The following is a 23,885-nucleotide window of genomic DNA, read 5'->3' as shown; positions in this document are numbered from 1 at the left end:
TGCCTTGCTTCAGCCAATCCGGGTCACAGTCAAAGCCACCACAGCGATCCGGTCGACCCGTTGATAACCGGGGTTAAGCAGTTCTTCGCCGAAGACATCCGGATCGAGTTCGCGGTACGTCCAGCCGAAGCGTTTTTCATCGAGTCGCGGTAACACGGTGTCGAGAAACGGATCGCGACCGTCGACCATCGCCACGCCGGTGTAGAGCAACAACGAGCCGCCGGGTGCCAGCCGATTCAGTGCCTGCTCGACAATGCGCAGCGACAGCCCTGCCCCCAGCGTGCCACCACCATGGCGATAGGCGCGCTCGGCCGGATCGGCCATGTACGGTGGGTTGGCGACAATCAGATCAAACTCGCCGTCGACGCCCTGCAACAGATCACTGGCCTGCACCTCAACGTTGGCGACCTCTGCCAGCGCCGCATTGATCGCAGTCAGACGCAGCGCCGCAGGATTGATGTCCAGCGCCAGCACCTGCGCCTCGCGGCGGGCACGGCCGATCACGATTGCACCGACGCCAGCCCCACAACCAATATCCACCGCACGCTGGATCGGCGCGAAGTTCTGCTGCAGGTGAGCGTGGATCAGTTGCGCGAAACGGTAGGTGTCGGGGCCGAAAAACACCGCATCAGCGGCCTCGGTAGGGAACGCCGAATGCACGAACAGCAAATCATCCAGGCTTGACCAGCGCACGCGACTTTTCAACTGACCTTCGTACGCATCAATGACCTGCGCTTCTTGCAATTGCCGCTGTTCATCGGCCGACAACAAGCCCGGCGCGAACGGACGCGACCAACCGAACACATCGCGCAAAGAGTCGGCCATCTGGCCTTCGTCACGCTGGTTGACCCGTTGATGGGTCAACGGCGTCGGTGTGACGAACCGATATCCGTCTGCCAACAAGCGCCGGCCCAGTTGCAGCAGCACGAGGTCGTTGGGGCAGAGTTGTTCTTCCTGATTCATCGGCAAGGTCCTTAAGGCAAACGGGATTTGAGTTCGATAAAACGCCGGGTGGCGAGCAGCCCGGCCGGGTGTGCATGGCGGGCCGGGGCGAGCCAGGGGATCAGAATCGCCATTTGCGCCAACGCATCCTGACCTTGCAGCGCAGTGTTGAGCGCTTGAACATCGGGATCGTGTTCAAGCCCCTCAATGGCCGCTGCGGTCTGACTGTGCCGTCGAACAGGTTTCGCTTTACCCGACGGCGTCCAGTCGCCGGCAATCCAGTCGTGCACCAGTTGTTTTTCGTAGGCATTGAACACGCCAAACATCGCCGCACCGTCGCCCGCGATCAGTTGCCAAAAGCGACTGGCCTGCGGGTCTTCGTGACGTTTGATCCAGCCTTTGTTCTGCAATACCTGGAGGAAACCGGGCAATTGCTCCGGCGCAGCCAGCCACTGATTGACGGTCTGCCCTTCGAAGCGGCAGTAATCGGAGTGCATGTGCTGAGCGAATGGGCATTTGCGTTCAAGCATCGCCAGCAACTCGTGCTCAAGGTCGAAACCTTCGATGATGGCGCGACTGCCCTGCCCCAGATCGTTGAGCCGATAGCCCAGCGCTACCCGACGCAAAAACTCGCCGCGATCGGCCTCGAGCGGCAGCAGATCGAGCGCCGCCTGCACGGCTTTTTGCGCGTGGCCGGTGCTGGCGTTGTCGATGGTCACGTGCAAGGTGAAATAGTACGGATCGATGCCCAGTTCACTGAGTTCGTAACTGCTGATCAACAGGTGCAACGGCAGTTGTTCATAGCCGAGGTTGTAGCCGATCACCTCGGGCAGATAATCAGCACCACAGACACCGAGGGCCAATTGTATTGCGCCTTGCAGGTAGCGTTCATCGTCGATGGCGCTGCTGTCCTGCAAGTCGTGTTCAGCGAGCAGCTTGCGGTAGATCACCACGTGGTTTTGCGCCGGATTACCTTCGCCCAGTTCTTCCAGAAAGGTACGCAGCAGGCCCTGGAAACGCGGGTCCTGCCAGCGTGGCAACAGACCATAGAGCCACGCGCCATCCACCAGCTTGGTCGGGGCCACCGCTTGCAGGAAATACAGCGCCTGCGCCTTGCCACGGAAAAATTGCCGAGGCCCGCCGGCTTTGCGTTGTTGCAGGTAGTCGGCGTATTGCCGAGCGACATCGGCGCAATGTTCTGCCACCCAGGCGTGCCACGTTGTCGGATCTTCGGGCAAAGCATCGGTGAGTGGCGCGGCGTGTTGCAGTTGTTCCTGCAAAAACGCCTGCGCAAGGCCTTGGGGATTGTCATCGCGCAACAACGCTTCATAGACCTGGCGGATGTTCCCGGCGGCATTCACAAGATGCGGTTGGGCAGGCGTAGCTTGCAGGGGGGTCAGGACAGTCATGGCAAAATTCTCGGTCGGTTGGCAGGACGCTGTTCCACACGCCTCTACAGCAGCAGAGAGGCAGCGCCTGCGAAAAATTCAATCGACGTGAAAATTGCCCGGACGGACGGCGACGCAGCTCCTTGGCGGAGCTGCTGATGACTATGGTTTTTTACGTTGTTTCAGGCCTGACCTTTGGTCTGCTGTTCCAAATGCACCTGCAACTCAGGATCGATCCGCAATGCTGCAGCCAGTTCATCCAGATAACTTCGCTCGGCGCTCTGCTGGTCATCCACCAGCATCACGCTGGCCAGGTACATTTCGGCGGCGACGGCGGGGTCGCCATCGGCTGACTGCGCCACTTCGCCAGGGTCCAACGGCTTGGCGACTTCGGCGTCGAGCCATTGCTGCAACTGCGGATCATCGGTGTGTTTGCCGATTTCGCTGCTGATCAGGTGTTTCTCCGATTCATCGATACGCCCGTCGGCCTTGGCCGCGGCGATCAAGGCGCGCAGCACCGCGTGGCTGTGTTCTTCAATCTCCGGGCCGGCAAGCAGGTTAGCCGTTTGCGGCGTTTGTTGCGGTGCCGAGCTGGCCTGGCTGCGTTGCCAGGCCTGATACGCCTGGAACGCCATCATGCCCAGCGACGCCAGCGCCGCATAATTTGTTCCACCGGAACGGTTTCGCGCACCACCTCCACCGCCCAGCGCCCCACCCAAGGCGCCGCCCAGACCGCCACCGGTACCGCCACCGAGCAAACCACCGAGCAAGCCACCTAACCCACCCAGCCCTCCGGCCGCGGAACCACCGCGTGTACCGTTGGAATCCGCGCCACCGAGCAGTCCCCCCAGCAACCCGCCCAAACCACCCAAACCATCGCCGGCAGACGCTGAAGTTTGTTGACCTGTCGGGGCCTGGCCCCGCAGCAGTTTTTCAAGCAAATCGCTGGTGTTCATGACGTCATCCTCAAGCATTGGCAGTAACTGCGTCTGGCAACGATAGACCCGTGCGGCCTTAGCGCCAGCACCGTTTGGCTGATGCTCGAAGCCTTGGCGGATTTCGCCCGCGTATTTTTTCGCCGGCCAGCTAAGATTGATCAATGGTGAACCTTATCCCGGCCAGACCGGTCGATAGCTGCAACCCCGACCCGGTTTGCCGGCGCCCTGCTACTCAAGGGTGATACCCGGCTTGCTTCACTTTCTGGAGAACGCCCCCGTGATATCGACCGTACACATCGCCAGGCTCAAAGCATGGGGCGCCCATGGTTTTACCGCGACTGGCGTGGTCACCGCTTTTCTGGCCACCCTCGCCCTGTTGGAAAACCAGCCGACCCACTGCCTGATGTGGCTGGGCGTGGCGCTGATTGTCGACGGCCTCGACGGTGCGCTGGCGCGCAAGGTCAACGTGCAATCGGTGCTGCCGAGCTTCGACGGTTCGATCCTTGATCTGGTGATCGATTACCTGACGTACGTGTTCATTCCGGCGCTGTTCATCTACCGCTACATTCCGTTGCCCGACTACACCCTGCTACTGACCGTGTCGCTGATTCTGGTGTCGTCGCTGTTCTGTTTCTGCAACGTCAACATGAAGAGCAAGGACAACTACTTTGTCGGGTTTCCGGCTGCATGGAATGTGGTCGCGCTGTGCCTGTACATCATCGGGCCGGGGCCGTGGATCACTTTTCTGACGGTGATTGGTCTGGCGCTGCTGACCGTGACCCGGATGAAGTTTTTGCACCCGTTCCGGGTACGCCGGTTCATGCCGATCAACATTGCGGTGACGGCGATCTGGCTGCTGTGCAGCTTGTCGCTGGTACTCAACCATCCGGTGATCAACCCATTGGTGATGGGCTTGTGGTTACTGATGTCGGCGTACTTTCTGGGGATCTGCATCTGGCGCACGGCGCTGGAGTGGTTTGATCGGCCGCAGGTGAAATAGGTCTTCCGCCCCAACTACATTTCCCTTGTGGGAGCGAGCCTGCTCGCGAAAGCGCTGTGTCATTCGACAAATATGTTGTCTGACACTCCGTCTTCGCGAGCAGGCTCGCTCCCACAGGTGGTCACCAAAAATTTGAAAATAGTGAGTGACTCAGCGTTTAGTGATCACCACCTCCAGATACTCACTCGGCACCACCAGCGACTCCTCCCCCGCCCGATTCAAACGATTGAGCAGATCGGCCAGATCGCTTTCCAGCGCCTGCCCGCTCTCCGGCGGCAATGCGGCGAAGGCCTTGTGTACCGGCCCGTACCAATGGCGGAAAATATCGATGAAATGCGCGGCCGAGCGATAGCGAAAGTTGAACTCGCGACGTGTCACACGCAGCAGAAAATCACGGTCATCGAAATGCTTGTGCAGCCAGGCATCAGAGCCCCAATTCGAGGGCGGCTGGGCACCGGCAGGTGGCGGCAGATGACGGCCGAGAGTCTTGAACATCTGGCCAACAAAACCTTCCGGGGTCCAGTTGGCCAGACCAATCCGCCCGCCACGACGACAAACCCGGCCCAGTTCGGCAGCAGCCTTGTCCTGATCCGGTGCGAACATCACGCCAAAGGTCGACAGCACGGCGTCGTAGCTCTCGTCGGCGAACGGCAGCGCTTCGGCATCGGCGACCTGAAACGTCACATCGAGATGCTCCGCCCGGGCACGGTCCTGTCCACGTTCCAGCAGTGCCGCGACGTAATCGGTCGAGGTGACCAGACAGCCGCGCCGCGCCGCCGCCAGCGTCGCATTACCGTTGCCGGCAGCGACATCCAGCACCTCCTCGTCGCAACGCAGGTCGCAGGCTTCGGCGAGGTTTTCGCCGACGATTTGCAACGTCGTGCCGATCACGGCGTAGTCGCCACTGGCCCAGGCGACTTTCTGGCGTTCTTTCAAGGCAGTCAGATCAATCGGGGTGCTCATAAGAGTGAACTCCGCTGCGGGTGGGATCTGTGATCATTCGGCGGTCGTCGGATCGATGACCGTCATCACACGCGCCACACTGTTGGCCGGAAAACTACCGAGCCTGGCATGCTCGCGCACCAGCTCTTCGTCAGGCGCGATGTACACGCAATAGATTTTGTCTGCGGTGACATAGCTCTGCAGCCACTGTACCTGCGGGCCGAGCTCGCGCAATACGTCACAGGACTTGTGCGACACGGCTTTGAGTTCTGCTTCCGACAGCTTCCCGGCTCCTGGAATCTCGCGTTCAATCACGAATTTCGGCATGGCAACCTCGCGTTCTTTTTATGTGGCAGGGTCGGCAGTGACCCTGCTCACGCACTATCGCGCTGCTACCGGTTGGCGTCCCTGCCGATCGTCCGGCAACCCTTGAAAACAGGGGGTTTGCCGATGAGTGGTGGAGATCTGTAAAGCCTCTGCAACAGCTTCCGGATTGCCAACGTTCGGAGATTGGTTTCTGATGCACGCTCGCTTCTGGAACGGACTCGACTGATGTCACTGCAAATCGATTGGCTGGCACATCACATGCACCACAGCGACCGTTATGCCCAATGGATTCACCAACAATTTCCCTACGAATACGTCGGCCACCCGCTGGCCGAGTGGCAGCGCGAATTTGCCGAGGGCCAAGGCAATGGTGACTGGCCCTGTCTGATTGCCATGGACGGTGATCGTCTGCTCGGCGGCGCGGCGCTGGCACGCGATGACCTCGCTCTGCGCCCTGATCTCGGGCCTTGGCTGGCCTGCGTGTTCGTCAGCCCCGACGCTCGCGGGCAAGGACTTGCGGAACGCTTGATTGAGGAGACTTGTCAGGAAGCGAAAGACTGCGGGTTTGCGCGTCTTTATCTGCACACGCAGACCAAACAGGACTACTACGCCAAACGCGGCTGGCAGGTGCTGGAGCGTTTTCGCGCCTGGGACAACGAACAATGGCTCATGGTGCGTGACCTCTGAGCCATTGGTTTTGCTGATCAAGCGGCAGGCGCCTTCGCCTCCTGCAGCAACTGCTGGATCATCTGCTCCTGCGCTTCGTAGCGACCTTCGCCGAAGTGGCTGTAACGCACCTGCCCCTTGGCGTCGATCAGGTAGTGCGCTGGCCAGTATTGATTGTCGAAGTTACGCCAGATCGCGTAGTTGTTGTCGATGGCCACCGGGTAGGTAATGCCGAGCTTTCTCACCTGATCCTTGACGTTGTCGATGATCCGCTCATAGCCATATTCCGGGGTGTGTACACCGATCACCACAAGGCCGTCCTTTTCGTATTTCTTCGCCCAGTCTTTGACGTACGGCAAGGTGTGCTGGCAGTTGATGCAGTCGTAGGTCCAGAAGTCCACCAGCACCACTTTGCCGCGCAAGGCTTCAGCGCTCAGCTGCGGCGAGTTCAACCATTGCACTGCGCCGGCCAGTGACGGCATCGCGCCTTTGCCCTCCTCCATCGGCGAGTCCGCGCGGACTTTGCTGACGAAGTAGTCGACCACTTTCGGCACATTTTCCAGAACGCTTTTTTCGACGCTCGCCACACCCTCAGAGGAGGTCTTCGCCAACAAGGTTTTATCGAAGCCGGTGGCAATCACCGCTGCCGTTGCCAGTACCGCAACCCCGGCACCACGGCGCAGCCAACCGGTGAATGGAATCGACGGTTTCAGGCGATTGACCAAGCCGCGTCCGGTGAAGATCAGCGTGCCCAGCGACAGCGCACTGCCGGCGCCGTAGGCCAGCAACAAGAGACTGGTCTGCGCGTTGGCGCCTTGCAGCATGGCACCCGTGAGGATCACGCCGAGAATCGGCCCAGCGCACGGTGCCCACAGCAGCCCTGTAGCCACGCCAAGCATGATCGACCCCATCGGCCCGGCCTTTTTCCGGGTATCCGGGTCGAGACGATTGCCGAGCATCACGAAGGGACGTGTCAGCCAGTCGCCGATACGCGCCGAGATCAGCGACAGGGCGAACACGCTCATCACGATCAGGGCGACGTAACGGCCGCTGTTGCTGGCCTGAATCACCCATTCACTGCTGACCACCGCCAGGCTTGAGATCAGCGCGAAGGTCAGGGCCATGCCACTTAAGGTCAGCAGTATTGAAGCGCGGCTGCGTTGGGCGCCGGCAAACAGAAACGGTACCACCGGCAGAATGCAGGGGCTGAGCACGGTCAGCAGACCGCCGAGGAATGCGATGAGGTACATGGTGAGTCACCCTTGATCAATGAATGTGACGAGCCATTCAAACGTTCTGGCTTTCCAGCCAATGGCTCTGCGGCGTACGGCTGGCGCCGTTCTCGGCAAACATCTGGCCTTGCGGTGTGCGACTGGAACCGTCTGCAGCAAACATCTGGCCCTGCGGTGTGCGGTTGGAACCGTCTGCGGCAATCAGGCCATCGCTGCCCTGCTTGACCACCGGCGTCAGTTGGAAGCAGGTGCCGCTGTGGCAGCTATGCTGTTCAACCGCGGCGTTGGCGTGGGCGGCGACGCCGGCCAGGGAGAAGGCGATGGCGGTCAAAAAGCGCGATACGTTGTTCATGGCTGTTTCCTTCTATAAAGAGTGATGGCTTAGTTGTCGTTGTTGCAGCCGTCAGCGAATTTGCTGTAATCAAGCACGCGGGTCTGACCGGCCGAATCGAGGTAGGTCATGCGCGCCTCGACGATGCCGCAAGCCACCGAGTTGTCCTGTTTCAGCGAGATCACTTTCTGGATATCCAGGTGGGTGCCGTAGGTGTAGGTTTGCGGGGTGACAGCGGCTTCGGCACGGGCCGACAGCGTGCAGATGTTCAGTGCGGCAAACAGGCAGGCGGCGATTACGGATTTGTTGTTCATGGCGTGTTCCTCAAGGCTTAGTGGGGTTTGAGCCGAGGCGATCTGTGTGGGCCTCGATGGAGCCTATTTGAGGCTCGCGAGGTATCGCGTCTGTGTCGGGAACAGGCGCGTTTCAATCGCTGTGTATCCCTGCCATCGGGGGATACACAGCGATACAAAACCCTGGAAAATTCGCGTTTTTGCGTCTCCGTGTATCCGCGAACACGGCAGATACACTGCAATACAAAGGCAGGCAGGCGAGCCATTGAAGGCTCTATAGACTGCACGGCATTCCCCTTCTGACTGAGGCTTGAACCGATGGATCATGTCGATCACATTCTCATCGTCGACGACGACCGCGAGATCCGTGAACTGGTAGGCAACTACCTGAAGAAAAACGGTCTGCGCACCACGGTGGTTGCCGATGGCCGGCAGATGCGCAGCTTTCTCGAAGCCAACACTGTCGACCTGATCGTGCTCGATATCATGATGCCCGGCGACGATGGCCTGCAGCTGTGCCGCGAACTGCGGGTGGGCAAACACAAGGCCACGCCGGTGTTGATGCTCACCGCGCGCAACGATGAAACCGACCGCATCATCGGCCTGGAAATGGGCGCCGACGATTACCTGACCAAACCGTTCGCCGCCCGCGAATTGCTCGCGCGGATCAACGCCGTGCTGCGCCGCACGCGGATGCTGCCGCCTAATCTGGTGGTCACCGAGGCCGGGCGTCTGCTGGCCTTCGGCCGTTGGCAACTGGACACTTCAGCCCGACACCTGCTCGACAAGGACGGCACCATGGTCGCCCTCAGCGGCGCCGAATACCGTTTGCTGCGGGTCTTTCTCGATCACCCGCAACGGGTGCTCAGCCGCGATCAACTGCTCAATCTGACTCAGGGCCGTGATGCTGATCTGTTCGACCGCTCGATCGATTTGCTGGTCAGCCGGTTGCGTCAACGTTTGCTCGATGATGCGCGCGAGCCGGCCTACATCAAGACCGTGCGCAGTGAAGGTTACGTGTTCTCGCTGCCGGTCGAGCTTCTCGGTGCCCCGGCATGAGCGTCGATCTGCACTGGCCACGCACCCTCGCCTCACGCCTGTCGCTGATTTTCCTGATCGGCCTGCTGCTTGCCCAGGCGCTGTCGTTCGGCGCGCAGTATTACGAACGTTACCAAAGCGCCAAGAACACCATGCTCGGCAATCTCGAGACCGACGTCTCGACCTCGATTGCGATCCTTGATCGCTTGCCTGCCGAAGAGCGCCCTGCCTGGCTCGAGCGTCTGGCGCGAAAAAATTATGGCTACCTGTTGAGCGAAGGCGAACCGGGCACGCCGATCGAGACCGGTGATGTACCGGTGGCTGTCACCTCGATCACCGAGGCCATTGGTGAACGCTATCCGCTGACCTTCTCCGACATTCCCGGGCCAAAGAAACATTTTCAAGGCCATCTGCGCCTGAGCGACGGCAGCCCGGTGACCATCGACGTGCGCCCCGCCATGGTCCCGTTGTCACCGTGGTTGCAGGCGGTCTTGCTCGGGCAACTGGCGCTGATGATTGCCTGCACCTGGCTGGCCGTACGCATTGCGGTCCGCCCCTTGACCCGGCTGGCCAACGCTGTGGAAACCCTCGACCCCAACGCCCATCCGATCAACCTCGACGAAAGCGGCCCGAACGAAGTGGTTTACGCAGCACGGGCATTCAACGCGATGCAGACGCGCATCGCCGCCTACCTCAAAGAACGCATGCAACTGCTGGCGGCGATTTCCCATGACCTGCAAACGCCGATCACGCGGATGAAACTGCGCGCCGAACTCATGGACGATTGCGTCGAGAAAGACAAACTGTGGAATGACCTCAGCGAGATGGAGCACCTGGTGCGCGAAGGCGTGGCCTATGCGCGCAGCATCCATGGCTCGACCGAGGAAAGCCGCCGCACCAATATGGATTCCTTCCTCGAAAGCCTGGTGTTCGACTATCAGGACATGGGCAAACAGGTGCAACTGGTCGGCAAAAGTGCGGCGGTCATCGACACCCGCCCCCATGCGTTGCGCCGGGTGCTGGTGAATCTTACCGACAACGCGCTGAAGTTCGCCGGAGCCGCCGAAGTCTGGGTCGAAGCCAACAAGGGCAGCCTTGCGATCACCGTCATGGATCGCGGCCCGGGCATCGCCGATGCCGAACTGGCGCAGGTGCTGCAACCGTTCTACCGCGTGGAAAACTCGCGAAATCGCGATACCGGCGGCACCGGACTAGGCTTGGCCATCGCCCAGCAACTGGCGATGGCGCTGGGTGGTTCGCTGACCTTGAGCAACCGCGAGGGAGGCGGGTTGTGCGCGGAACTGAAACTCCCCCTGCACTCCTGATAACAGCGAAAGTCCCTGTGGGAGCGAGCCTGCTCGCGAAGGCGTCCTGTCAGTCAATGTTTAGTTCGACTGACAGATCGCTTTCGCGAGCAGGCTCGCTCCCACAGTGTGCGGCGCGATTCAAGTGTTCAAGATGCCAGACCGATCACCTGGTCCTCATGCATCTGCCGCAACAACACCAGACCGTTATCCATGAACGAATTGCTGGCGGGCTGCCCGGCCTCCTGCGCCAGACCTTGCAACTGCTCGCGCCCCGTCAACGACGCAAACTCAGTGATGCGCTGCAACAACCGCCAAGCCAACGGACTCAGCTCGGAAAACTTCACACTCCAGTCCGTCGCACGCCGTACCAGCAACAGAGTCGGTTGAGCCGGTGGCGTTGCAGGTTGATGGATTGGATCGATTTCATGCACCGGCCACGCATACGCCAACGGCCAGGCCAGTGCCGAGACCTGCAGCGGGCGTTCCAGCATCAGCGCCGGATCGGTCGCCGGCAGCGCCTGAGCATCGGATTGTTGCAAAACCATCTCGACCCATTCGTAATGCGCCAACTCCAGCAAAAACGCCGGCCACTCGCCTTCGCGCATTACCTGCGGTTGCGTGGCCAGATAGTCGAGAAAGGTTTCGGCAATCTCGCCGAACTTCGGCGTCTGCGCCCGCCAGTCACGCAAAAAGCCGCGCACCAGCAAACCCCAGCGTTGCTCACCGATGATCCGGATCAATACCGGGAACGTGCCGCTTAGCAATTGCGATACGTTGTTGAACACCAGATCGCGATAGACGTTGACCCGCGCCGCGTTCATGTCGGCCGGCGGCAATTGATGCTCGGGGTCGCGCAAATATCGGGTCAGCGCCTGTTGTTGCAGTATCAGGTTATCCACGATGGTTGCCCCCCGACTGCAAGTGGCGAATGGTTTGCAACTCAGCGACCAGCTCAGAAAACGCCGGAAAATTGAAATCTCGCTCAAGCAGCGTTGGCTGTGCGCCAAATCGTGCGTAAGCCTCGGCCAGCAGCGACCAGACCTGCGGTTTTACCGAGGCGCCATGGGTGTCGATTTTCAGCGTGTCGGACTCATCGAAATGCCCGGCCACATGCATGCCGACCACCCGGCCCGGCTCGAGACTGGCGAGAAAGGTTTGCCCATCGAAGCCGTGGTTGATCGCGTTGACGTAGACATTGTTGACGTCCAGCAGCAGGTCGCAATCGGCCTCGCGCAGCACGGCATTAGTGAAGGTCACTTCGTCCATGTCCTGACGCGGCGCGGCATAGTAAGAAACGTTTTCGATGGCCAGACGCCGCCCCAGAATGTCCTGCGCCTGGCGGATTCGCGCGGCGACGTGGTGCACCGCCTCTTCGGTGAACGGCAATGGCAGCAAGTCATACAAATGCCCGTCATCGCTGCAATAACTCAGGTGTTCGCTGTACAGCGGCACGTTGTAATGATCGAGAAACACCCGCACTTCCTGCAAGAACCCGACATCCAGCGGTGCCGACCCGCCAAGTGACAGCGACAAACCGTGGCAGGACAACGGGTAGCGCTCGGCCAGTTCACGCAACGCCGCACCGTGGGCGCCGCCGACGCCGATCCAGTTTTCCGGGGCGACTTCGAGAAAGTCGAAATCGCCGCTGCGGGCAGCTTGCAGGTCTTTCAGCAAGCCACGGCGCAGGCCGAGGCCGACGCTGGGTTGCGCTATCAAGGGAGGAATTTGCATGGGATGTACCTCAGCAGTGGGTTTCGCCGAGTTGAACCGCTGGCTGTATCACGGCTGTGTGCACATGACCGGGCATTTGCAGCCCTGTGTATCCTTCAAGCATCGCGATACACAGTGATACACACTGAAAAACCTGTGGGAGCGAGCCTGCTCGCGAAGGCTGCCGAACAGTCGACAACGATGGCGACTGGGCTGGCCTCTTCGCGAGCAGGCTCGCTCCCACCCGATTTTTCGCTATTCACAAAGACAGCGCCAGCCCCGGACCGGGGCTAGACTCATTCATTACCCAGTCGAGGGGGACGCAGGACGTCAGCCGTGCCCTGCCCAACTCCGTGACCACCGCCCGGTGGCGCACGCCTCGACCTTCGACGCCGCCGGACGGTGATCCTGTTTCAGGAGCACACATGATGGACGAGGCGAAGCTCAACCAATTCATGGGCAAACTGGTCAACGACATGGGCGGCGCGGCGATGCTGGCCAATGTCATCGTCGGCGAAGAACTCGGCTTGTACCGGGCCATGGCCGACAGTCAGCCGATCAGCGCCGATGCCCTCGCCGCCAAAACCACCTGCAACCCGCGTCTGGTGCGCGAATGGCTCAGCGCTCACGCGGCGTCCGGCTACATGGAACACCACGACGGCCAGTTCCGTTTACCGGAAGAGCAGGCGCTGGCCCTGGCCGTCGAAGACTCTGCGGTATACGTCGCCGGCGGCCTCGGGGTGGTGGCGTCGTTTTTCCACGACAAGGACAAACTGGTCAAAGCCATGCGTGGCAACGGCGCCCTGCCCTGGGGCGATCACCACCCATGCATGTTCAGCGGCACCGAGCGATTCTTCCGACCCGGCTACAAAGGCCACCTGATCGCCGAATGGCTGCCGGCGCTGGACGGTGTGGTGGCCAAACTGGAGGAAGGTGCCAAAGTCGCCGACATCGGCTGCGGCCATGGCGCGTCAACGGTGATCATGGCCCAGGCCTTTCCCAACTCGCGCTTCGTCGGCTACGACTACCACGCGCCATCGATCACTGTTGCCACCCAGCGCGCCGAGGAAGGTGGCGTCAGCAGCCGGGCGAAGTTCTTCCAGGGTTCGGCGAAGAGCTACCCCGGCAACGACTACGACCTGATCTGCTATTTCGATTGCCTGCACGACATGGGCGACCCGGTCGGCGCCGCGCGTCACGCCTATGACTCGCTGAAAAACGACGGCACGGTGTTGCTGGTCGAACCATTCGCCAACGACACACTGGATGACAACATCAACCCGGTCGGGCGGCTGTTCTACGCGGCCTCGACGTTTATCTGCACGCCCAACTCGTTGTCGCAGGAAGTCGGCCTCGGCCTGGGTGCGCAGGCGGGAGAAATGCGTCTGCGCAAGGTGTTTGTCGAGGCCGGGTTCAAGCACTTCCGTCGGGCGACGCAAACACCGTTCAACCTGATTCTGGAGGCGCGCAAGTAACCCGCGCGGGTCGCGTGCTAACCTGCTGGCAACGTCCTTCCGGAGCGCTGACCATGCTCGACAGCCCGACCCGCGAACACCTCGACACCTTGCAAGAGGTGATGGCCGATGGCGACTTCATCGTATTGACCGGGGCCGGCATCAGCACGCCGTCGGGCATTCCGGATTACCGCGACAGCGACGGTGTACGCCGTGGCCGGCAGCCGATGATGTACCAGGAATTCCTCGCCGCCCCCGAGTCACGCCGCCGCTATTGGGCGCGTGCGATGCTCGGCTGGCCGAGGGTGCGTCAGGCGCAGCCAAACGCGGCTCACGAGGCATTGGCCGATTTGCAGCACGGTGGGCTGATCCGCGACTTGATCACCCAGAACGTCGACACCCTGCACGATCAGGCCGGCAGCCACGATGTGATCGAACTGCACGGCAGCCTGCATCGCGTCCTGTGCCTGGACTGCGGCCAGCGCAGCGAGCGCGATTCGATTCAGCAATTGATGGAATTGCACAATCCGTATCTGGCCGGGGTCGATGCGGTGCAGGCACCGGATGGCGACACTCTGCTTGATCCGGCGTTCGAGGCGCGTTTTCAAGTACCGCAGTGCCCGCATTGCGCTGGCGAACGAATGAAACCGGACGTCGTGTTTTTCGGCGAGAACGTCGCGCAGCCCACGGCGGCTCGGGCGATGGCGGCGGCAGAAAATGCGGCGGGGATGTTGGTGGTGGGGTCTTCGTTGATGGCGTATTCGGCGTTTCGTTTGTGCCGGGTGATTGCCGATCGTGGCAAGCCGTTGATTGCGATCAATCTGGGCAAGACTCGCGCGGATGATTTGCTGGATTTGAAGATTGAAGCGTCGTGTGAACAGCTGTTGCCCCTGCTGGTCAGGGAGCTGGATAGGTGAGTTGCTGCACTCTGCGCTCGACTCAGGACCCAGGCCCCTCACCCCAGCCCTCTCCCAAGGGAGAGGGAGCTGACCGGGTTGTTCTGAAGCAATACGTCGATCTGAAAATTTCGAGTCGAACCCATTTTCTGAAATGTCCCCGATCAGCTCCCTTCCCCCTCGCCCCCCTTGGGGGAGAGGGTTGGGGTGAGGGGGTAGATCTCACAGTCGCCCGAGATCTTCAGCCTTGAGAATATCGAACAACGCCTGCGCCGCTGCCGACAGTTCATTGCCCGGCTCGGTCAACACACCAATTGCCCGTTCCACCGAATCATCCAGGGTCAGACAGTGGGCGCCCAGCTCCTGCATCTGCCCGGCGCACAACGCCGGGACGGCACTGACGCCCAGACCGCTGGCGACCATCCGCCCGACCGTTGCCAATTGATGGCTTTCAAACTCCACCGGCAACTTCATGCCGCGCGCCTGCAAGTGCTCTTCGAGCATCACCCGTACCGTCGAGGGTCGCTGCAAGGTGATGAACGGCTGCTGCAGCAGCGTCTGCCAATCGATCTCACCGCGCTGCGTCAGCGGCGAATCCTTCGGCACCACCGCGACGAAGCGATCCATGTACAACGGCGTGAATACCATTGAGGTGTTTTGCATCGGCTCGAACGCGACGCCCAGTTCGACTTGGCGATCACGAACCATCTCCAGCACTTGCTCGTTGATCACGTCGTTGACCGTGACATTGACGTTCGGATAGCGCGCGCGAAAGGTCTTGAGGATGGGCGGCAGCAGGTTGCCAGCGAACGACGGCATCGCCGCCAGCGTCACCCGCCCGCGCTGCAGGCTGAAGCGTTGGCGCATTTCGTCTTCGGCATTGTCCCAGTCAGCAATCAGGCGCCGGGCCAGCGGCAGCAGCGATTCGCCTTCCGCTGTCAGCGCGACATTGCGGGTGTTGCGGCTGAACAGGCGCCCGCCCAGGCCCTCTTCCAGCGCTTTGATGGTCAGGCTCAACGCCGATTGCGACAGGTGCAGGCGCTCGCAAGCCACGGCGAAACTCAAGCTCTGGGCCACGGCGAGGAATGCGCGGATCTGTTTGATGGTCATACTCAAACCTCAGGACATGAAACTCGGTCAGGTAGGAGCTGCCGCAGGCTGCGATCTTTTAATGTCGGTTTTATAAGATCAAAAGATCGCAGCCTTCGGCAGCTCCTACAGGGGATGAATACCTTTGTTGAGTTTTATCTATCAATCAACCTTAAAAATCAACTTAACAAATATATCTTCCAGCGAGACACTCCAACCATTCGGCTAGCCAGCCGCCCGCAAATAATAAAAGAGGTGCATATGGCAGGTTTCGACAAGCGCGTGAGTTCCTACGAGGAAGCCCTGGCCGGGCTTGAGGACGGCATGACCGTCATCGCCGGCGGCTTCGGTCTGTGCGGCATTCCGGAAAACCTGATCGCCGAGATCAAGCGCAAAGGCACCCGCGACCTCACCGTCGTTTCCAACAACTGTGGCGTCGACGGATTTGGCCTCGGCGTACTGCTCACTGATCGTCAGATCAGCAAAGTCATCGCCTCCTACGTTGGCGAAAACAAGCTGTTCGAAGAGCAACTGCTCAAAGGCGACATCGAAGTCATCCTGACCCCGCAAGGCACCTTGGCCGAGAAGATGCGCGCAGGCGGCGCCGGCATTCCGGCCTTCTTCACTGCCACCGGCGTCGGCACCCCGGTTGCCGAAGGCAAGGAAGTGCGCGAATTCAAAGGGCGCAAGTACCTGATGGAAGAATCCATCACCGGCGACTTCGCCATCGTCAAAGGCTGGAAAGCCGACCACTTCGGCAACGTCGTCTACCGTCACACCGCGCAGAACTTCAACCCGCTGGCCGCCACCGCCGGCAAGATCACCGTGGTTGAAGTCGAAGAAATCGTCGAACCCGGCGAACTCGACCCCTCGCAGATCCACACCCCGGGCATCTACGTCGATCGGGTCATTTGCGGCACGTTCGAAAAACGCATCGAACAGCGCACCATCCGCAAATAATTCAGGCTGACGGAGAACAAGAACATGGCACTTACCCGCGAACAAATGGCTCAGCGCGTCGCCCGCGAAATGCAGGACGGCTTTTATGTGAACCTCGGCATCGGCATTCCGACCCTGGTCGCCAACTACATCCCCGAAGGCATGGAAGTCATGCTGCAATCGGAAAACGGCCTGCTCGGCATGGGCCCGTTTCCGACTGAAGAGACCATCGATGCCGACATGATCAACGCTGGCAAACAGACCGTGACCGCGCGCATCGGCGCGTCGATTTTCAACTCCGCCGAATCCTTCGCGATGATCCGTGGTGGCCACGTCGACCTGACCGTGCTCGGCGCGTTCGAAGTCGACGTCGAAGGCAACATCGCCTCGTGGATGATCCCCGGCAAACTGGTCAAGGGCATGGGCGGCGCGATGGATCTGGTGGCCGGCGCCGACAACATCATCGTGATCATGACCCACGCATCGAAGGATGGTGAGTCCAAGCTACTCGCCAAATGCAGCCTGCCGCTGACCGGCGCCGGTTGCATCAAACGTGTGCTGACCGACCTCGCCTACCTGGAAATCGAAAATGGCGCTTTTGTCCTCAAGGAACGCGCACCTGGCGTCAGCGTCGAGGAAATCGTCGCCAAAACCGCTGGTAAACTGATCGTCCCGGATCACGTACCGGAAATGCAGTTCGCTGCCCAGTGAGGAATTCGAAAATGCAAGACGTCGTAATTGTTGCCGCCACGCGTACCGCGATCGGCAGTTTCCAGGGTTCGCTGGCCAGCGTGTCCGCCGTTGATCTGGGCGCGGCGGTGATCCGCCAGTTGCTCGAGCAGACCGGTCTGGACGGTGCGCAGGTCGATGAAGTGATCATGGGCCAGGTCCTCACGGCCGGCGCCGGCCAGAACCCGGCGCGTCAAGCGGCGATCAAGGCCGGCCTGCCCCACGCCGTACCGGCGCTGACCCTGAACAAGGTCTGCGGTTCGGGCCTGAAAGCCCTGCACCTCGGCGCGCAGGCGATCCGTTGCGGCGACGCTGACGTGATCATCGCCGGTGGCCAGGAAAACATGAGCCTGTCCAACTATGTCATGCCGGGCGCTCGCACCGGTCTGCGCATGGGCCACGCACAGATCGTCGACACCATGATCAGCGATGGTCTGTGGGATGCGTTCAATGATTACCACATGGGTATCACCGCCGAGAATCTGGTCGACAAGTACGAGATCAGCCGTGAGCAGCAAGATGCTTTTGCCGCCGCTTCCCAGCAGAAAGCCGCCGCTGCGATTGAAGCCGGTCGCTTTGTCGATGAGATCACGCCGATCCTGATTCCACAGCGCAAGGGCGATCCGGTGGCGTTCAAGGTTGACGAACAACCGCGTGGCGACACCACTGCCGAATCCCTGGCGAAACTGCGTCCGGCTTTTAAAAAGGACGGCAGCGTCACGGCTGGCAACGCTTCGTCGCTGAATGACGGCGCCGCTGCGGTCATTCTGATGAGCGCCGAGAAAGCCAAAGCCCTCGGCCTGCCAGTTTTGGCGACCATCGCCGCTTATGCCAACGCTGGTGTTGATCCAGCAATCATGGGTATTGGCCCGGTGTCGGCCACCCGCCGCTGCCTCGACAAGGCCGGCTGGGACATCGGCCAGCTCGACCTGATCGAAGCCAACGAAGCGTTCGCCGCGCAATCGCTGGCGGTGGCCAAGGATCTGCAATGGGATCTGGACAAGGTCAACGTCAATGGCGGCGCCATCGCCCTCGGTCACCCGATCGGTGCATCGGGTTGCCGCGTGCTGGTGACCCTGCTGCATGAAATGATCAAGCGTGATGCGAAAAAGGGTCTGGCGACCCTGTGCATCGGCGGCGGTCAGGGTGTGGCGCTGGCGCTGGAACGCGCATAACCAGAGTTCAACAGTGAATGGTGGATCCACGACATCCGCCGCTTGCTGGCAACAAAAACCCGGTGCGACTTACGTTGCACCGGGTGTTTTTTTGCATGTTCGAAATGTGCGTTGAATGTTCCGACGCCTTCGCGAGCAGGCTCGCTCCCACAGGGAAATGCATTTCAAAATGTGGGAGCGACGGTGCGACGATTCGACCTGCTCGCGAAGAGGCCCTCCCAGTCAGCGAAAATCTAGGGCTTGCGCAGCAAATACGTATCCATGATCCACCCATGCTCCGCCCGCGCCTTCTTGCGCACCCGCTCGATCTCATCCGCGACATCCGCCAGCCTGCCGCTGATCAAAATCTCGTCCGGCGTGCCGAGGTAAGCCCCCCAGTAAATCTCGGTCTGCTGATCGGCGACTTGGTGATACGAATCCTCAGCATCAAGCATCACCACCAGACTGTCCGTATCACTCACCTGCCCTGCCGCCAAACGCCGCCCGGTGGTGATTTCGATGGAACGACCGATCGTATTCAACGGCACTTTGTGCTGCGCCGCGAGCGCCTGCACGCTGGTAATCCCAGGGATCACTTCAAACTCGAAGGCACATGCACCCGAGGCCAGAATCGCCTGAAGGATGCGCACGGTGCTGTCGTACAACGCCGGATCGCCCCACACCAGGAAACCGCCGCACTGGCCGTCAGACAATTCGTCATTGATCAGGCGTTCGAAGGTCTGCTGCTTGGCACGGTTCAGGTCATCGATACTGGCCGTGTAGTCGACATCACCGCGTTCGCGCTCCGGGCTGTGGGCTTCGACGAAGCGATAGTCGGGGTCGCTGATGTAGCGTTCACAGATCTCGCGGCGCAGGTCGATCAGTTTGTCTTTGCTCTGGCCTTTATCCATCAAAAAGAACACATCGACGCGATTCAGCGCCTTCACGGCCTGCATCGTGATGTAGTCGGGATTCCCGGCACCGATGCCGATCACCAGCAGTTGTTTCATCAAAGTGCTCCTTTAACGTCCAGGCCTGGCAGACGCAGACGCCAGCGCCCGGTGAAGCGTAGTTCGACCATCGACAACGGTTCGACATCAATGTCATGAAACGCCGCGCCGCCCATCGTGTGGCTCAGCGCAGCGCGGATAACAAAGGGATGCGTCACCGCTACCACATGTCCCGGCGTGGTTTGCAGGCTGCTCAGCCAAATCGCCACGCGCTCGCATAACTGCGCCACCGACTCACCGCCGTGAGGTGTCGCGCAGGGATCTTCGAGCCAGGCGTGCAGCGCTGCGCCTTCAGAGTTTTGCAGGGATTTGATCGATACCCCGTGCCAGCGTCCCCAGTCACAATCGCGCAGCGCCTCATCAACCTGCGCATCCGTACCAAACCACGCCGCTGTCTGTTGCGTGCGCAATTCCGGCGCGCAAATCAAGCGTCGCGCGGCATCGAAACGCTCGGCCAGTGCGCCTGACGCCAGGTCGATATTTTCAACGGGTTCATTCGTAGGAAAACACGCCAATTTCTGTGCGACGGTTCGAGCATGGCAAATCAATGTCAAACGAGTGGTTTGCACAGGCATGGCTCCGATAGACCCTGATGAAAATCAACGGCGCAAAGCCGCTCTGTGGGCAATTGTGCCGCAAACCGAGGGTTGCGGGGCCGTCGGATAGCCACCGACGAAAACCGACTACGCCAGGAATACGGCAATATCTGACAGCGTTGTGGGCGATGGACTACAAGGCCGGTCGAAATCCGTGTAGCCCTTGTTACACGGGCACCGCGCCCCATTTTGGCGCCGTTTCAACACGCTGAAAAATTCACTAGACATGTAACGTCAGTTACATAAATACTGTTTTAACGGATTATGAAGCGAATTCAACACCCTCATCCAGCAGGAGCCCGGATGCCCCCTCTCAGAGACCTGATCACCGATCCCGGCCTGGATCTTACGCCGTCGGAGCGCAAAGTCGTTCGCGCCTTGCTTGATCAGTACCCACGCAACGGTCTGGGGCCGATGGCGCGTCTGGCCGAACATGCCGGCGTCAGCGATCCGACCATTGTGCGGCTGGTGAAAAAACTCGGTTTCGGCGGTTATGCCGAATTCCAGGATGCCCTGCTCAGCGACATGGACCACCGCCTGCGCTCGCCGCGCACGCTGCTGCAACCGCGCGCTCATCAACACAAGGACGACGCCTGGAGCCACTACCTGGGCGACAGCCATCGCCTGCTGGTCGAAACCCAATCGCTGACCCAACCCGAAGATGTGCGCATTCTCACCGACTGGCTGCTCGACGCACGGCATCAGGTGTATTGCTTTGGCGGGCGCTTTAGCAGCCTGATGGCCACTTACCTGCTCAATCACCTGCGCCTGTTGCGCCCCGGATGCTTCGCCCTGGAAGACAACGCGCAACTGCCTGATCGACTGTTTGATCTGCAACGTCAGGACGTGGTGCTGCTGTTCGACTACCGCCGCTACCAGACTCAGGCCCTGCGGGTCGCCAGTGCGGCGAAGAACAACAACGCCCGCGTGGTGCTGTTCACCGACATCTACGCCTCGCCGCTGCGCGAACTGGCCGACTTGATCATCAGCGCCCCGGTGGAATCGGCCTCGCCGTTCGACACCATGGTGCCGGCGCTGGCGCAGGTCGAAGCGCTGATTGCCTGCCTGACCTTGCGCACCGAAAACCTCGCCGATCGCCTGGAAGGCATCGATGCCCTGCGCAATGACTTCAACACCCACCTGCTGGAGGATAAATAAGGATGTTCAGCCTTCCCCACCGCTCGCCGCGGGATTTGCCGTATGTCACCGATCACACCGCGCTGTTGCTGGTGGACATGCAGCGTGCCTGGCTCGAACCGCAGTTCGACGCGCACCTTAATGGTCCTGAAGCCGAATATTTCCTGACCCGCGCGCACATGCAGGTGGTACCCAACCAACGTCGCCTGCTCAGTGCCTTTCGCGAAGCGCGGCAGAACGTGCTGCACACCATTATTGAAAGCCTTACCGCCGATGGTCGCGACCGCTCGCTCGATCACAAACTCTCGGACATGCACCTGCCCAAAGGCAGTGTGCAGGCCAGGATCATTGAAGACCTGACCCCGGTAGAAAACGAAATCGTCCTGCCGAAGACGTCGTCCGGGGTGTTCAACTCGACCAACATCGACTACGTGCTGCGCAACCTGCAAACCCGTCATCTGATCATCGCCGGCATCGTCACCGACCAGTGCGTGGACATGGCCGTGCGCGACGCTGCTGATCGCGGCTATCTGGTCACGCTGGTCGAAGATGCCTGCGCCACCTACAGCGCCGAACGCCATCACGCCTGCCTGAATGCGATCAAGGGTTACTGCTGGATCACCGACACCGACACCGTGCTCGGCCGCTTGCAGGAGATGCGGCCATGAGCACGCGCCTTACGCCACTGCCGATGACCACTCTGGTCACCACTGATTTGATCGGCATCACCCGTGGCCGCTCGTTTCCCACCGATGAGCTGGAGCATTATCAGGCCGCCGGTTGCGGCTGGGTACCGGCCAACAGCGCGTTGACGCCGCAGGACATCATTGCCTCGACCAATCCCTGGGGCGCTTATGGCGATTTGCGGCTGATTCCCGATCTGGGCAGCCGCGTCACTGTCGGCAACGGCCCGGATGCCGATGCCCCGGCGCTGGATTTCATCCACGGCGATATCCGCGAAACCGATGGCCGGCCGTGGGGCGCCTGCCCGCGCACACTGTTGCGCGATGAAATCGAACGATATCGCGATGGGTTGGGCTTGCAGGTCAACGCCGCGTTCGAGCACGAATTCAACCTGCACGCTGGCTTCGCCGAGCATCTGGCGTTCTCCCTCGAAGCCCAGCGCCAAGGCGCCGCGTTCGGCGGCTGGCTGCTCAGCGCCCTGCGCGCCGGCGGTGTCGAGCCGGAAATGTTTCTGCCCGAATACGGCAAGCACCAGTACGAAATCACCTGCCGCCCGACACTCGGCGTGGCGGCGGCCGATCGCGCCGTCAACGTGCGCGAGATCAGCCGCGAGATCGCCCGGCAAATGGGCCTCGACCTGAGCTTCGCGCCGAAGACCGCCGCCGACGCAGTGTGCAACGGCGTGCACCTGCATGTCAGCCTGCTTGATCTGGGCGGTCAGCCGATGCTTTACGACGCTGGCACCAGCAATGGACTGTCGAGCCTCGGCCAGCATTGGGCAGCGGGAATCCTGCATTACTTGCCGGCGCTGTGTGCGTTCACCGCACCGACGCCGGTGTCGTACGAGCGCTTGCAGCCGCATCACTGGAGCGCGTCTTACGCCTGCCTGGGCCAGCAGAACCGCGAGGCGGCGCTGCGCATCTGCCCGACGGTGACCCTTGGCGGCAAGTCCGTGGCCAACCAGTTCAACCTCGAATTCCGCGCCATGGACGCCACCGCTTCGCCGCATCTGGCCATGGCCGCGCTGCTGATTGCCGGACGGCTGGGCATCGAACAACGCTTGGCGCTGAACGCGATCACCAACGAAATTCCCGATTCACTCAACGACGAGCAACGCCAGGCCCGGGGCATCGTTGCCCTGCCCGCCTCGCTGGCCCAGGCGCTGGATTGCCTGCGCAACAGTGGTGCCTTCACTGCATGGCTGCCCAAGCCGCTGCTCGACACCTATTACGCCCTGAAAACCGAGGAACTGGCGCTGACGGAACAGCTCTCGCCCGCTGACTTGTGTGAGCACTATGCACGCCTGTACTGAATCCGCCGAACTGGGGTTATACACCCGCCCGGCCTACAACCTGAGCCGCGCCGATTCGACGCACCCGGTGATTCTGGTGTGCGAACACGCCAGCCGCTACATCCCCGAAGCCCTGAACAATCTGGGCCTGGACGCTGCCGCCGCCGCTGAACACATCGCCTGGGACATTGGCGCGTTGCAACTGGCTGAACAGCTATCGGAGAGGCTCGGCGCCACCCTGTTGAGCGCCAATTATTCGCGGCTGCTGATCGATCTGAACCGGCCACGCCACGCCCCGGACAGCATTCCGGCGCAGAGCGAGATTTATCAGGTGCCGGGCAACCGCGAGCTGGACGAAGCCACCCGCGAATACCGCCGTCAGACCCTGTTCAAGCCGTTTCACGCGCGCTTGCAAACGTTGATCGACGAACGTGTTGCTAAAGGCCAAGCAGTGCGTGTGGTGGGGATTCACAGTTTCACTCCGGTGTATTACGGCCAGCCGCGACCGCTGGAAGCCGGCGTGCTGTTCGGTCAGGCCAAGGCTTACGCGCAACGTTTGCTCGATGGCCTCGGCGAACATCCGCTGAAAGTGGCCGGCAATCAGCCGTACAAGATCGATCCGCTGGGCGACATGACCGTGCCGGTGCACGGCGATGCCCGTGGCCTCGACTCGGTGCTGATCGAGGTGCGCAATGACTTGCTGCGCAGCCCCGAAGCCGTATCGCGCTGGGCTGGATACCTCGCGCCATTGCTGTAATGAATGAAAGACTGCTGACGCTGTAAACGATGGAC

General features: G+C 60.8%; 26 protein-coding genes. 13 read left to right on the top strand and 13 right to left on the bottom strand.

Features of this window, described 5'->3' with window-relative positions; genetic code table 11:
* Window positions 1–9 precede the first annotated feature (9 nt).
* The 3 genes from ACRRSD_RS25935 to ACRRSD_RS25925 all read right to left on the bottom strand — a co-directional run bounded on the left by ACRRSD_RS25935 (window position 10) and on the right by ACRRSD_RS25925 (window position 3,286).
* On the bottom strand, window positions 10–963 hold the full coding sequence (locus ACRRSD_RS25935) for a methyltransferase (protein ID WP_435036145.1): 954 nt from the start codon (window positions 961–963) through the stop codon (window positions 10–12).
* Window positions 964–974: 11 nt separating this feature from the next.
* On the bottom strand, window positions 975–2,351 hold the full coding sequence (locus ACRRSD_RS25930) for an iron-containing redox enzyme family protein (RefSeq protein ID WP_435036143.1): 1,377 nt from the start codon (window positions 2,349–2,351) through the stop codon (window positions 975–977).
* 161 nt (window positions 2,352–2,512) lie between these two features.
* Window positions 2,513–3,286, bottom strand: a complete 774-nt coding sequence (locus tag ACRRSD_RS25925) for a tellurite resistance TerB family protein (RefSeq protein WP_435038544.1) — start codon at window positions 3,284–3,286, stop codon at window positions 2,513–2,515.
* A gap of 259 nt (window positions 3,287–3,545) precedes the next feature.
* Between ACRRSD_RS25925 and pcsA the strand changes: the two genes are divergently transcribed.
* The gene (gene pcsA / locus ACRRSD_RS25920) at window positions 3,546–4,268 is read left to right on the top strand and encodes a phosphatidylcholine synthase (RefSeq protein WP_007919592.1); all 723 of its coding nucleotides are present in this window, start codon (window positions 3,546–3,548) and stop codon (window positions 4,266–4,268) included.
* A 150-nt stretch (window positions 4,269–4,418) separates the two neighbouring features.
* Here the strand turns inward: pcsA and ACRRSD_RS25915 are convergent, their stop codons facing one another.
* Window positions 4,419–5,231: a class I SAM-dependent methyltransferase gene (locus ACRRSD_RS25915; protein WP_122600002.1), complete on the bottom strand. Its 813-nt coding sequence runs from the start codon at window positions 5,229–5,231 to the stop codon at window positions 4,419–4,421.
* A gap of 33 nt (window positions 5,232–5,264) precedes the next feature.
* Window positions 5,265–5,537 carry a DUF4242 domain-containing protein gene (locus ACRRSD_RS25910; protein ID WP_435036141.1) on the bottom strand — a complete coding sequence of 91 codons (273 nt, stop codon included), beginning with the start codon at window positions 5,535–5,537 and terminating at the stop codon, window positions 5,265–5,267.
* 225 nt (window positions 5,538–5,762) lie between these two features.
* On the opposite strand from ACRRSD_RS25910, the gene ACRRSD_RS25905 reads away from it, so the two are divergent.
* A complete protein-coding gene (locus ACRRSD_RS25905) occupies window positions 5,763–6,224 on the top strand; it encodes a GNAT family N-acetyltransferase (RefSeq protein ID WP_435036139.1) in 462 nt (153 codons plus the stop codon).
* Window positions 6,225–6,241: 17 nt separating this feature from the next.
* Here ACRRSD_RS25905 and ACRRSD_RS25900 read toward each other — a convergent pair whose 3' ends face one another.
* From ACRRSD_RS25900 to ACRRSD_RS25890, 3 genes are read right to left on the bottom strand one after another with little or no spacing between them, the layout of a single operon-like run.
* Window positions 6,242–7,453, bottom strand: coding sequence for a cytochrome c biogenesis protein DipZ (locus ACRRSD_RS25900; protein ID WP_435036137.1), 1,212 nt, complete (start codon window positions 7,451–7,453; stop codon window positions 6,242–6,244).
* A gap of 37 nt (window positions 7,454–7,490) precedes the next feature.
* A complete protein-coding gene (locus ACRRSD_RS25895) occupies window positions 7,491–7,787 on the bottom strand; it encodes a hypothetical protein (RefSeq protein ID WP_435036135.1) in 297 nt (98 codons plus the stop codon).
* A 29-nt stretch (window positions 7,788–7,816) separates the two neighbouring features.
* The gene (locus ACRRSD_RS25890) at window positions 7,817–8,080 is read right to left on the bottom strand and encodes a DUF2790 domain-containing protein (RefSeq protein ID WP_175554694.1); all 264 of its coding nucleotides are present in this window, start codon (window positions 8,078–8,080) and stop codon (window positions 7,817–7,819) included.
* Window positions 8,081–8,377: 297 nt separating this feature from the next.
* Between ACRRSD_RS25890 and ACRRSD_RS25885 the strand changes: the two genes are divergently transcribed.
* Both ACRRSD_RS25885 and ACRRSD_RS25880 read left to right on the top strand, forming a co-directional pair.
* A complete protein-coding gene (locus ACRRSD_RS25885; protein ID WP_435036133.1) occupies window positions 8,378–9,118 on the top strand; it encodes a response regulator in 741 nt (246 codons plus the stop codon).
* Window positions 9,115–10,422 (top strand): ATP-binding protein, encoded by a 1,308-nt coding sequence (locus tag ACRRSD_RS25880; protein ID WP_435036131.1) that lies wholly within the window; start codon window positions 9,115–9,117, stop codon window positions 10,420–10,422. The genes ACRRSD_RS25885 and ACRRSD_RS25880 overlap by 4 nt, the downstream gene beginning before the upstream one ends.
* 128 nt (window positions 10,423–10,550) lie before the next feature.
* Here the strand turns inward: ACRRSD_RS25880 and ACRRSD_RS25875 are convergent, their stop codons facing one another.
* Both ACRRSD_RS25875 and ACRRSD_RS25870 read right to left on the bottom strand, forming a co-directional pair.
* A complete protein-coding gene (locus tag ACRRSD_RS25875) occupies window positions 10,551–11,303 on the bottom strand; it encodes an HvfC family RiPP maturation protein (RefSeq protein WP_435036129.1) in 753 nt (250 codons plus the stop codon).
* Window positions 11,296–12,135, bottom strand: coding sequence for an HvfB family MNIO-type RiPP peptide maturase (locus ACRRSD_RS25870; RefSeq protein ID WP_435036127.1), 840 nt, complete (start codon window positions 12,133–12,135; stop codon window positions 11,296–11,298). Before ACRRSD_RS25870 ends, ACRRSD_RS25875 begins: the two co-directional genes overlap by 8 nt.
* Window positions 12,136–12,542: 407 nt before the next feature.
* On the opposite strand from ACRRSD_RS25870, the gene ACRRSD_RS25865 reads away from it, so the two are divergent.
* Together ACRRSD_RS25865 and ACRRSD_RS25860 are read left to right on the top strand one after the other, a co-directional pair.
* Complete coding sequence (locus ACRRSD_RS25865) at window positions 12,543–13,589, top strand: class I SAM-dependent methyltransferase (RefSeq protein WP_435038543.1); 1,047 nt, start codon at window positions 12,543–12,545, stop codon at window positions 13,587–13,589.
* Window positions 13,590–13,642: 53 nt separating this feature from the next.
* Window positions 13,643–14,485 carry an NAD-dependent protein deacetylase gene (locus tag ACRRSD_RS25860; protein ID WP_435036125.1) on the top strand — a complete coding sequence of 281 codons (843 nt, stop codon included), beginning with the start codon at window positions 13,643–13,645 and terminating at the stop codon, window positions 14,483–14,485.
* Window positions 14,486–14,686: 201 nt separating this feature from the next.
* On the opposite strand, the gene ACRRSD_RS25855 is transcribed toward ACRRSD_RS25860, so the two are convergent.
* Entirely contained in the window at window positions 14,687–15,574 is an 888-nt protein-coding gene (locus ACRRSD_RS25855; protein WP_435036123.1) for a LysR substrate-binding domain-containing protein, read from the bottom strand.
* Between the two features lie 240 nt (window positions 15,575–15,814).
* Between ACRRSD_RS25855 and ACRRSD_RS25850 the strand changes: the two genes are divergently transcribed.
* Genes ACRRSD_RS25850 through ACRRSD_RS25840 form a run of 3 tightly spaced genes read left to right on the top strand, consistent with a single transcriptional unit; the run spans window position 15,815 to window position 18,396 of the window.
* Window positions 15,815–16,513 carry a CoA transferase subunit A gene (locus ACRRSD_RS25850; RefSeq protein ID WP_007919568.1) on the top strand — a complete coding sequence of 233 codons (699 nt, stop codon included), beginning with the start codon at window positions 15,815–15,817 and terminating at the stop codon, window positions 16,511–16,513.
* A 24-nt stretch (window positions 16,514–16,537) separates the two neighbouring features.
* Entirely contained in the window at window positions 16,538–17,203 is a 666-nt protein-coding gene (locus ACRRSD_RS25845) for a CoA transferase subunit B (RefSeq protein ID WP_007919566.1), read from the top strand.
* Between the two features lie 11 nt (window positions 17,204–17,214).
* On the top strand, window positions 17,215–18,396 hold the full coding sequence (locus ACRRSD_RS25840; RefSeq protein WP_435036120.1) for an acetyl-CoA C-acetyltransferase: 1,182 nt from the start codon (window positions 17,215–17,217) through the stop codon (window positions 18,394–18,396).
* Window positions 18,397–18,629: 233 nt separating this feature from the next.
* On the opposite strand, the gene cobF is transcribed toward ACRRSD_RS25840, so the two are convergent.
* Window positions 18,630–19,385, bottom strand: a complete 756-nt coding sequence (gene cobF / locus ACRRSD_RS25835; RefSeq protein WP_435036118.1) for a precorrin-6A synthase (deacetylating) — start codon at window positions 19,383–19,385, stop codon at window positions 18,630–18,632.
* Complete coding sequence (locus ACRRSD_RS25830) at window positions 19,385–19,954, bottom strand: histidine phosphatase family protein (protein WP_435036116.1); 570 nt, start codon at window positions 19,952–19,954, stop codon at window positions 19,385–19,387. Before ACRRSD_RS25830 ends, cobF begins: the two co-directional genes overlap by 1 nt.
* A gap of 330 nt (window positions 19,955–20,284) precedes the next feature.
* Between ACRRSD_RS25830 and ACRRSD_RS25825 the strand changes: the two genes are divergently transcribed.
* Genes ACRRSD_RS25825 through ACRRSD_RS25810 form a run of 4 tightly spaced genes read left to right on the top strand, consistent with a single transcriptional unit; the run spans window position 20,285 to window position 23,850 of the window.
* On the top strand, window positions 20,285–21,139 hold the full coding sequence (locus tag ACRRSD_RS25825) for a MurR/RpiR family transcriptional regulator (protein ID WP_034152527.1): 855 nt from the start codon (window positions 20,285–20,287) through the stop codon (window positions 21,137–21,139).
* Window positions 21,140–21,141: 2 nt separating this feature from the next.
* On the top strand, window positions 21,142–21,786 hold the full coding sequence (locus ACRRSD_RS25820; RefSeq protein WP_435036114.1) for an isochorismatase family cysteine hydrolase: 645 nt from the start codon (window positions 21,142–21,144) through the stop codon (window positions 21,784–21,786).
* A complete protein-coding gene (locus ACRRSD_RS25815; RefSeq protein WP_435036112.1) occupies window positions 21,783–23,114 on the top strand; it encodes a glutamine synthetase in 1,332 nt (443 codons plus the stop codon). Before ACRRSD_RS25820 ends, ACRRSD_RS25815 begins: the two co-directional genes overlap by 4 nt.
* Window positions 23,098–23,850, top strand: a complete 753-nt coding sequence (locus ACRRSD_RS25810) for an N-formylglutamate amidohydrolase (protein ID WP_435036110.1) — start codon at window positions 23,098–23,100, stop codon at window positions 23,848–23,850. The genes ACRRSD_RS25815 and ACRRSD_RS25810 overlap by 17 nt, the downstream gene beginning before the upstream one ends.
* The last annotated feature ends 35 nt before the right edge of the window (window positions 23,851–23,885 follow it).

Origin of the sequence: Pseudomonas neuropathica (assembly GCF_051174785.1) — a bacterium.
GTDB classification, from domain to species: domain Bacteria; phylum Pseudomonadota; class Gammaproteobacteria; order Pseudomonadales; family Pseudomonadaceae; genus Aquipseudomonas; species Aquipseudomonas neuropathica_A.
Note: the sequence above shows the minus strand (reverse complement) of the source record. Positions and strands in the feature narration are given on the sequence as shown.

What these genes read in the sequence shown, in the direction of transcription:
- ACRRSD_RS25890 (WP_175554694.1), bottom strand. Translation starts at nt 8,080, where the DNA reads ATGAACAACAAATCCGTAATCGCCGCCTGCCTGTTTGCCGCACTGAAC.
- ACRRSD_RS25860 (WP_435036125.1), top strand. Translation starts at nt 13,643, where the DNA reads ATGCTCGACAGCCCGACCCGCGAACACCTCGACACCTTGCAAGAGGTG.
- ACRRSD_RS25815 (WP_435036112.1), top strand. Translation starts at nt 21,783, where the DNA reads ATGAGCACGCGCCTTACGCCACTGCCGATGACCACTCTGGTCACCACT.
- ACRRSD_RS25930 (WP_435036143.1), bottom strand. Translation starts at nt 2,351, where the DNA reads ATGACTGTCCTGACCCCCCTGCAAGCTACGCCTGCCCAACCGCATCTT.
- ACRRSD_RS25820 (WP_435036114.1), top strand. Translation starts at nt 21,142, where the DNA reads ATGTTCAGCCTTCCCCACCGCTCGCCGCGGGATTTGCCGTATGTCACC.
- ACRRSD_RS25840 (WP_435036120.1), top strand. Translation starts at nt 17,215, where the DNA reads ATGCAAGACGTCGTAATTGTTGCCGCCACGCGTACCGCGATCGGCAGT.
- ACRRSD_RS25850 (WP_007919568.1), top strand. Translation starts at nt 15,815, where the DNA reads ATGGCAGGTTTCGACAAGCGCGTGAGTTCCTACGAGGAAGCCCTGGCC.
- ACRRSD_RS25895 (WP_435036135.1), bottom strand. Translation starts at nt 7,787, where the DNA reads ATGAACAACGTATCGCGCTTTTTGACCGCCATCGCCTTCTCCCTGGCC.
- ACRRSD_RS25870 (WP_435036127.1), bottom strand. Translation starts at nt 12,135, where the DNA reads ATGCAAATTCCTCCCTTGATAGCGCAACCCAGCGTCGGCCTCGGCCTG.
- ACRRSD_RS25810 (WP_435036110.1), top strand. Translation starts at nt 23,098, where the DNA reads ATGCACGCCTGTACTGAATCCGCCGAACTGGGGTTATACACCCGCCCG.
- ACRRSD_RS25905 (WP_435036139.1), top strand. Translation starts at nt 5,763, where the DNA reads ATGTCACTGCAAATCGATTGGCTGGCACATCACATGCACCACAGCGAC.
- ACRRSD_RS25855 (WP_435036123.1), bottom strand. Translation starts at nt 15,574, where the DNA reads ATGACCATCAAACAGATCCGCGCATTCCTCGCCGTGGCCCAGAGCTTG.
- ACRRSD_RS25910 (WP_435036141.1), bottom strand. Translation starts at nt 5,537, where the DNA reads ATGCCGAAATTCGTGATTGAACGCGAGATTCCAGGAGCCGGGAAGCTG.
- ACRRSD_RS25900 (WP_435036137.1), bottom strand. Translation starts at nt 7,453, where the DNA reads ATGTACCTCATCGCATTCCTCGGCGGTCTGCTGACCGTGCTCAGCCCC.
- ACRRSD_RS25865 (WP_435038543.1), top strand. Translation starts at nt 12,543, where the DNA reads ATGGACGAGGCGAAGCTCAACCAATTCATGGGCAAACTGGTCAACGAC.
- ACRRSD_RS25885 (WP_435036133.1), top strand. Translation starts at nt 8,378, where the DNA reads ATGGATCATGTCGATCACATTCTCATCGTCGACGACGACCGCGAGATC.
- ACRRSD_RS25845 (WP_007919566.1), top strand. Translation starts at nt 16,538, where the DNA reads ATGGCACTTACCCGCGAACAAATGGCTCAGCGCGTCGCCCGCGAAATG.
- ACRRSD_RS25935 (WP_435036145.1), bottom strand. Translation starts at nt 963, where the DNA reads ATGAATCAGGAAGAACAACTCTGCCCCAACGACCTCGTGCTGCTGCAA.
- ACRRSD_RS25925 (WP_435038544.1), bottom strand. Translation starts at nt 3,286, where the DNA reads ATGAACACCAGCGATTTGCTTGAAAAACTGCTGCGGGGCCAGGCCCCG.
- ACRRSD_RS25880 (WP_435036131.1), top strand. Translation starts at nt 9,115, where the DNA reads ATGAGCGTCGATCTGCACTGGCCACGCACCCTCGCCTCACGCCTGTCG.
- cobF (WP_435036118.1), bottom strand. Translation starts at nt 19,385, where the DNA reads ATGAAACAACTGCTGGTGATCGGCATCGGTGCCGGGAATCCCGACTAC.
- ACRRSD_RS25825 (WP_034152527.1), top strand. Translation starts at nt 20,285, where the DNA reads ATGCCCCCTCTCAGAGACCTGATCACCGATCCCGGCCTGGATCTTACG.
- ACRRSD_RS25915 (WP_122600002.1), bottom strand. Translation starts at nt 5,231, where the DNA reads ATGAGCACCCCGATTGATCTGACTGCCTTGAAAGAACGCCAGAAAGTC.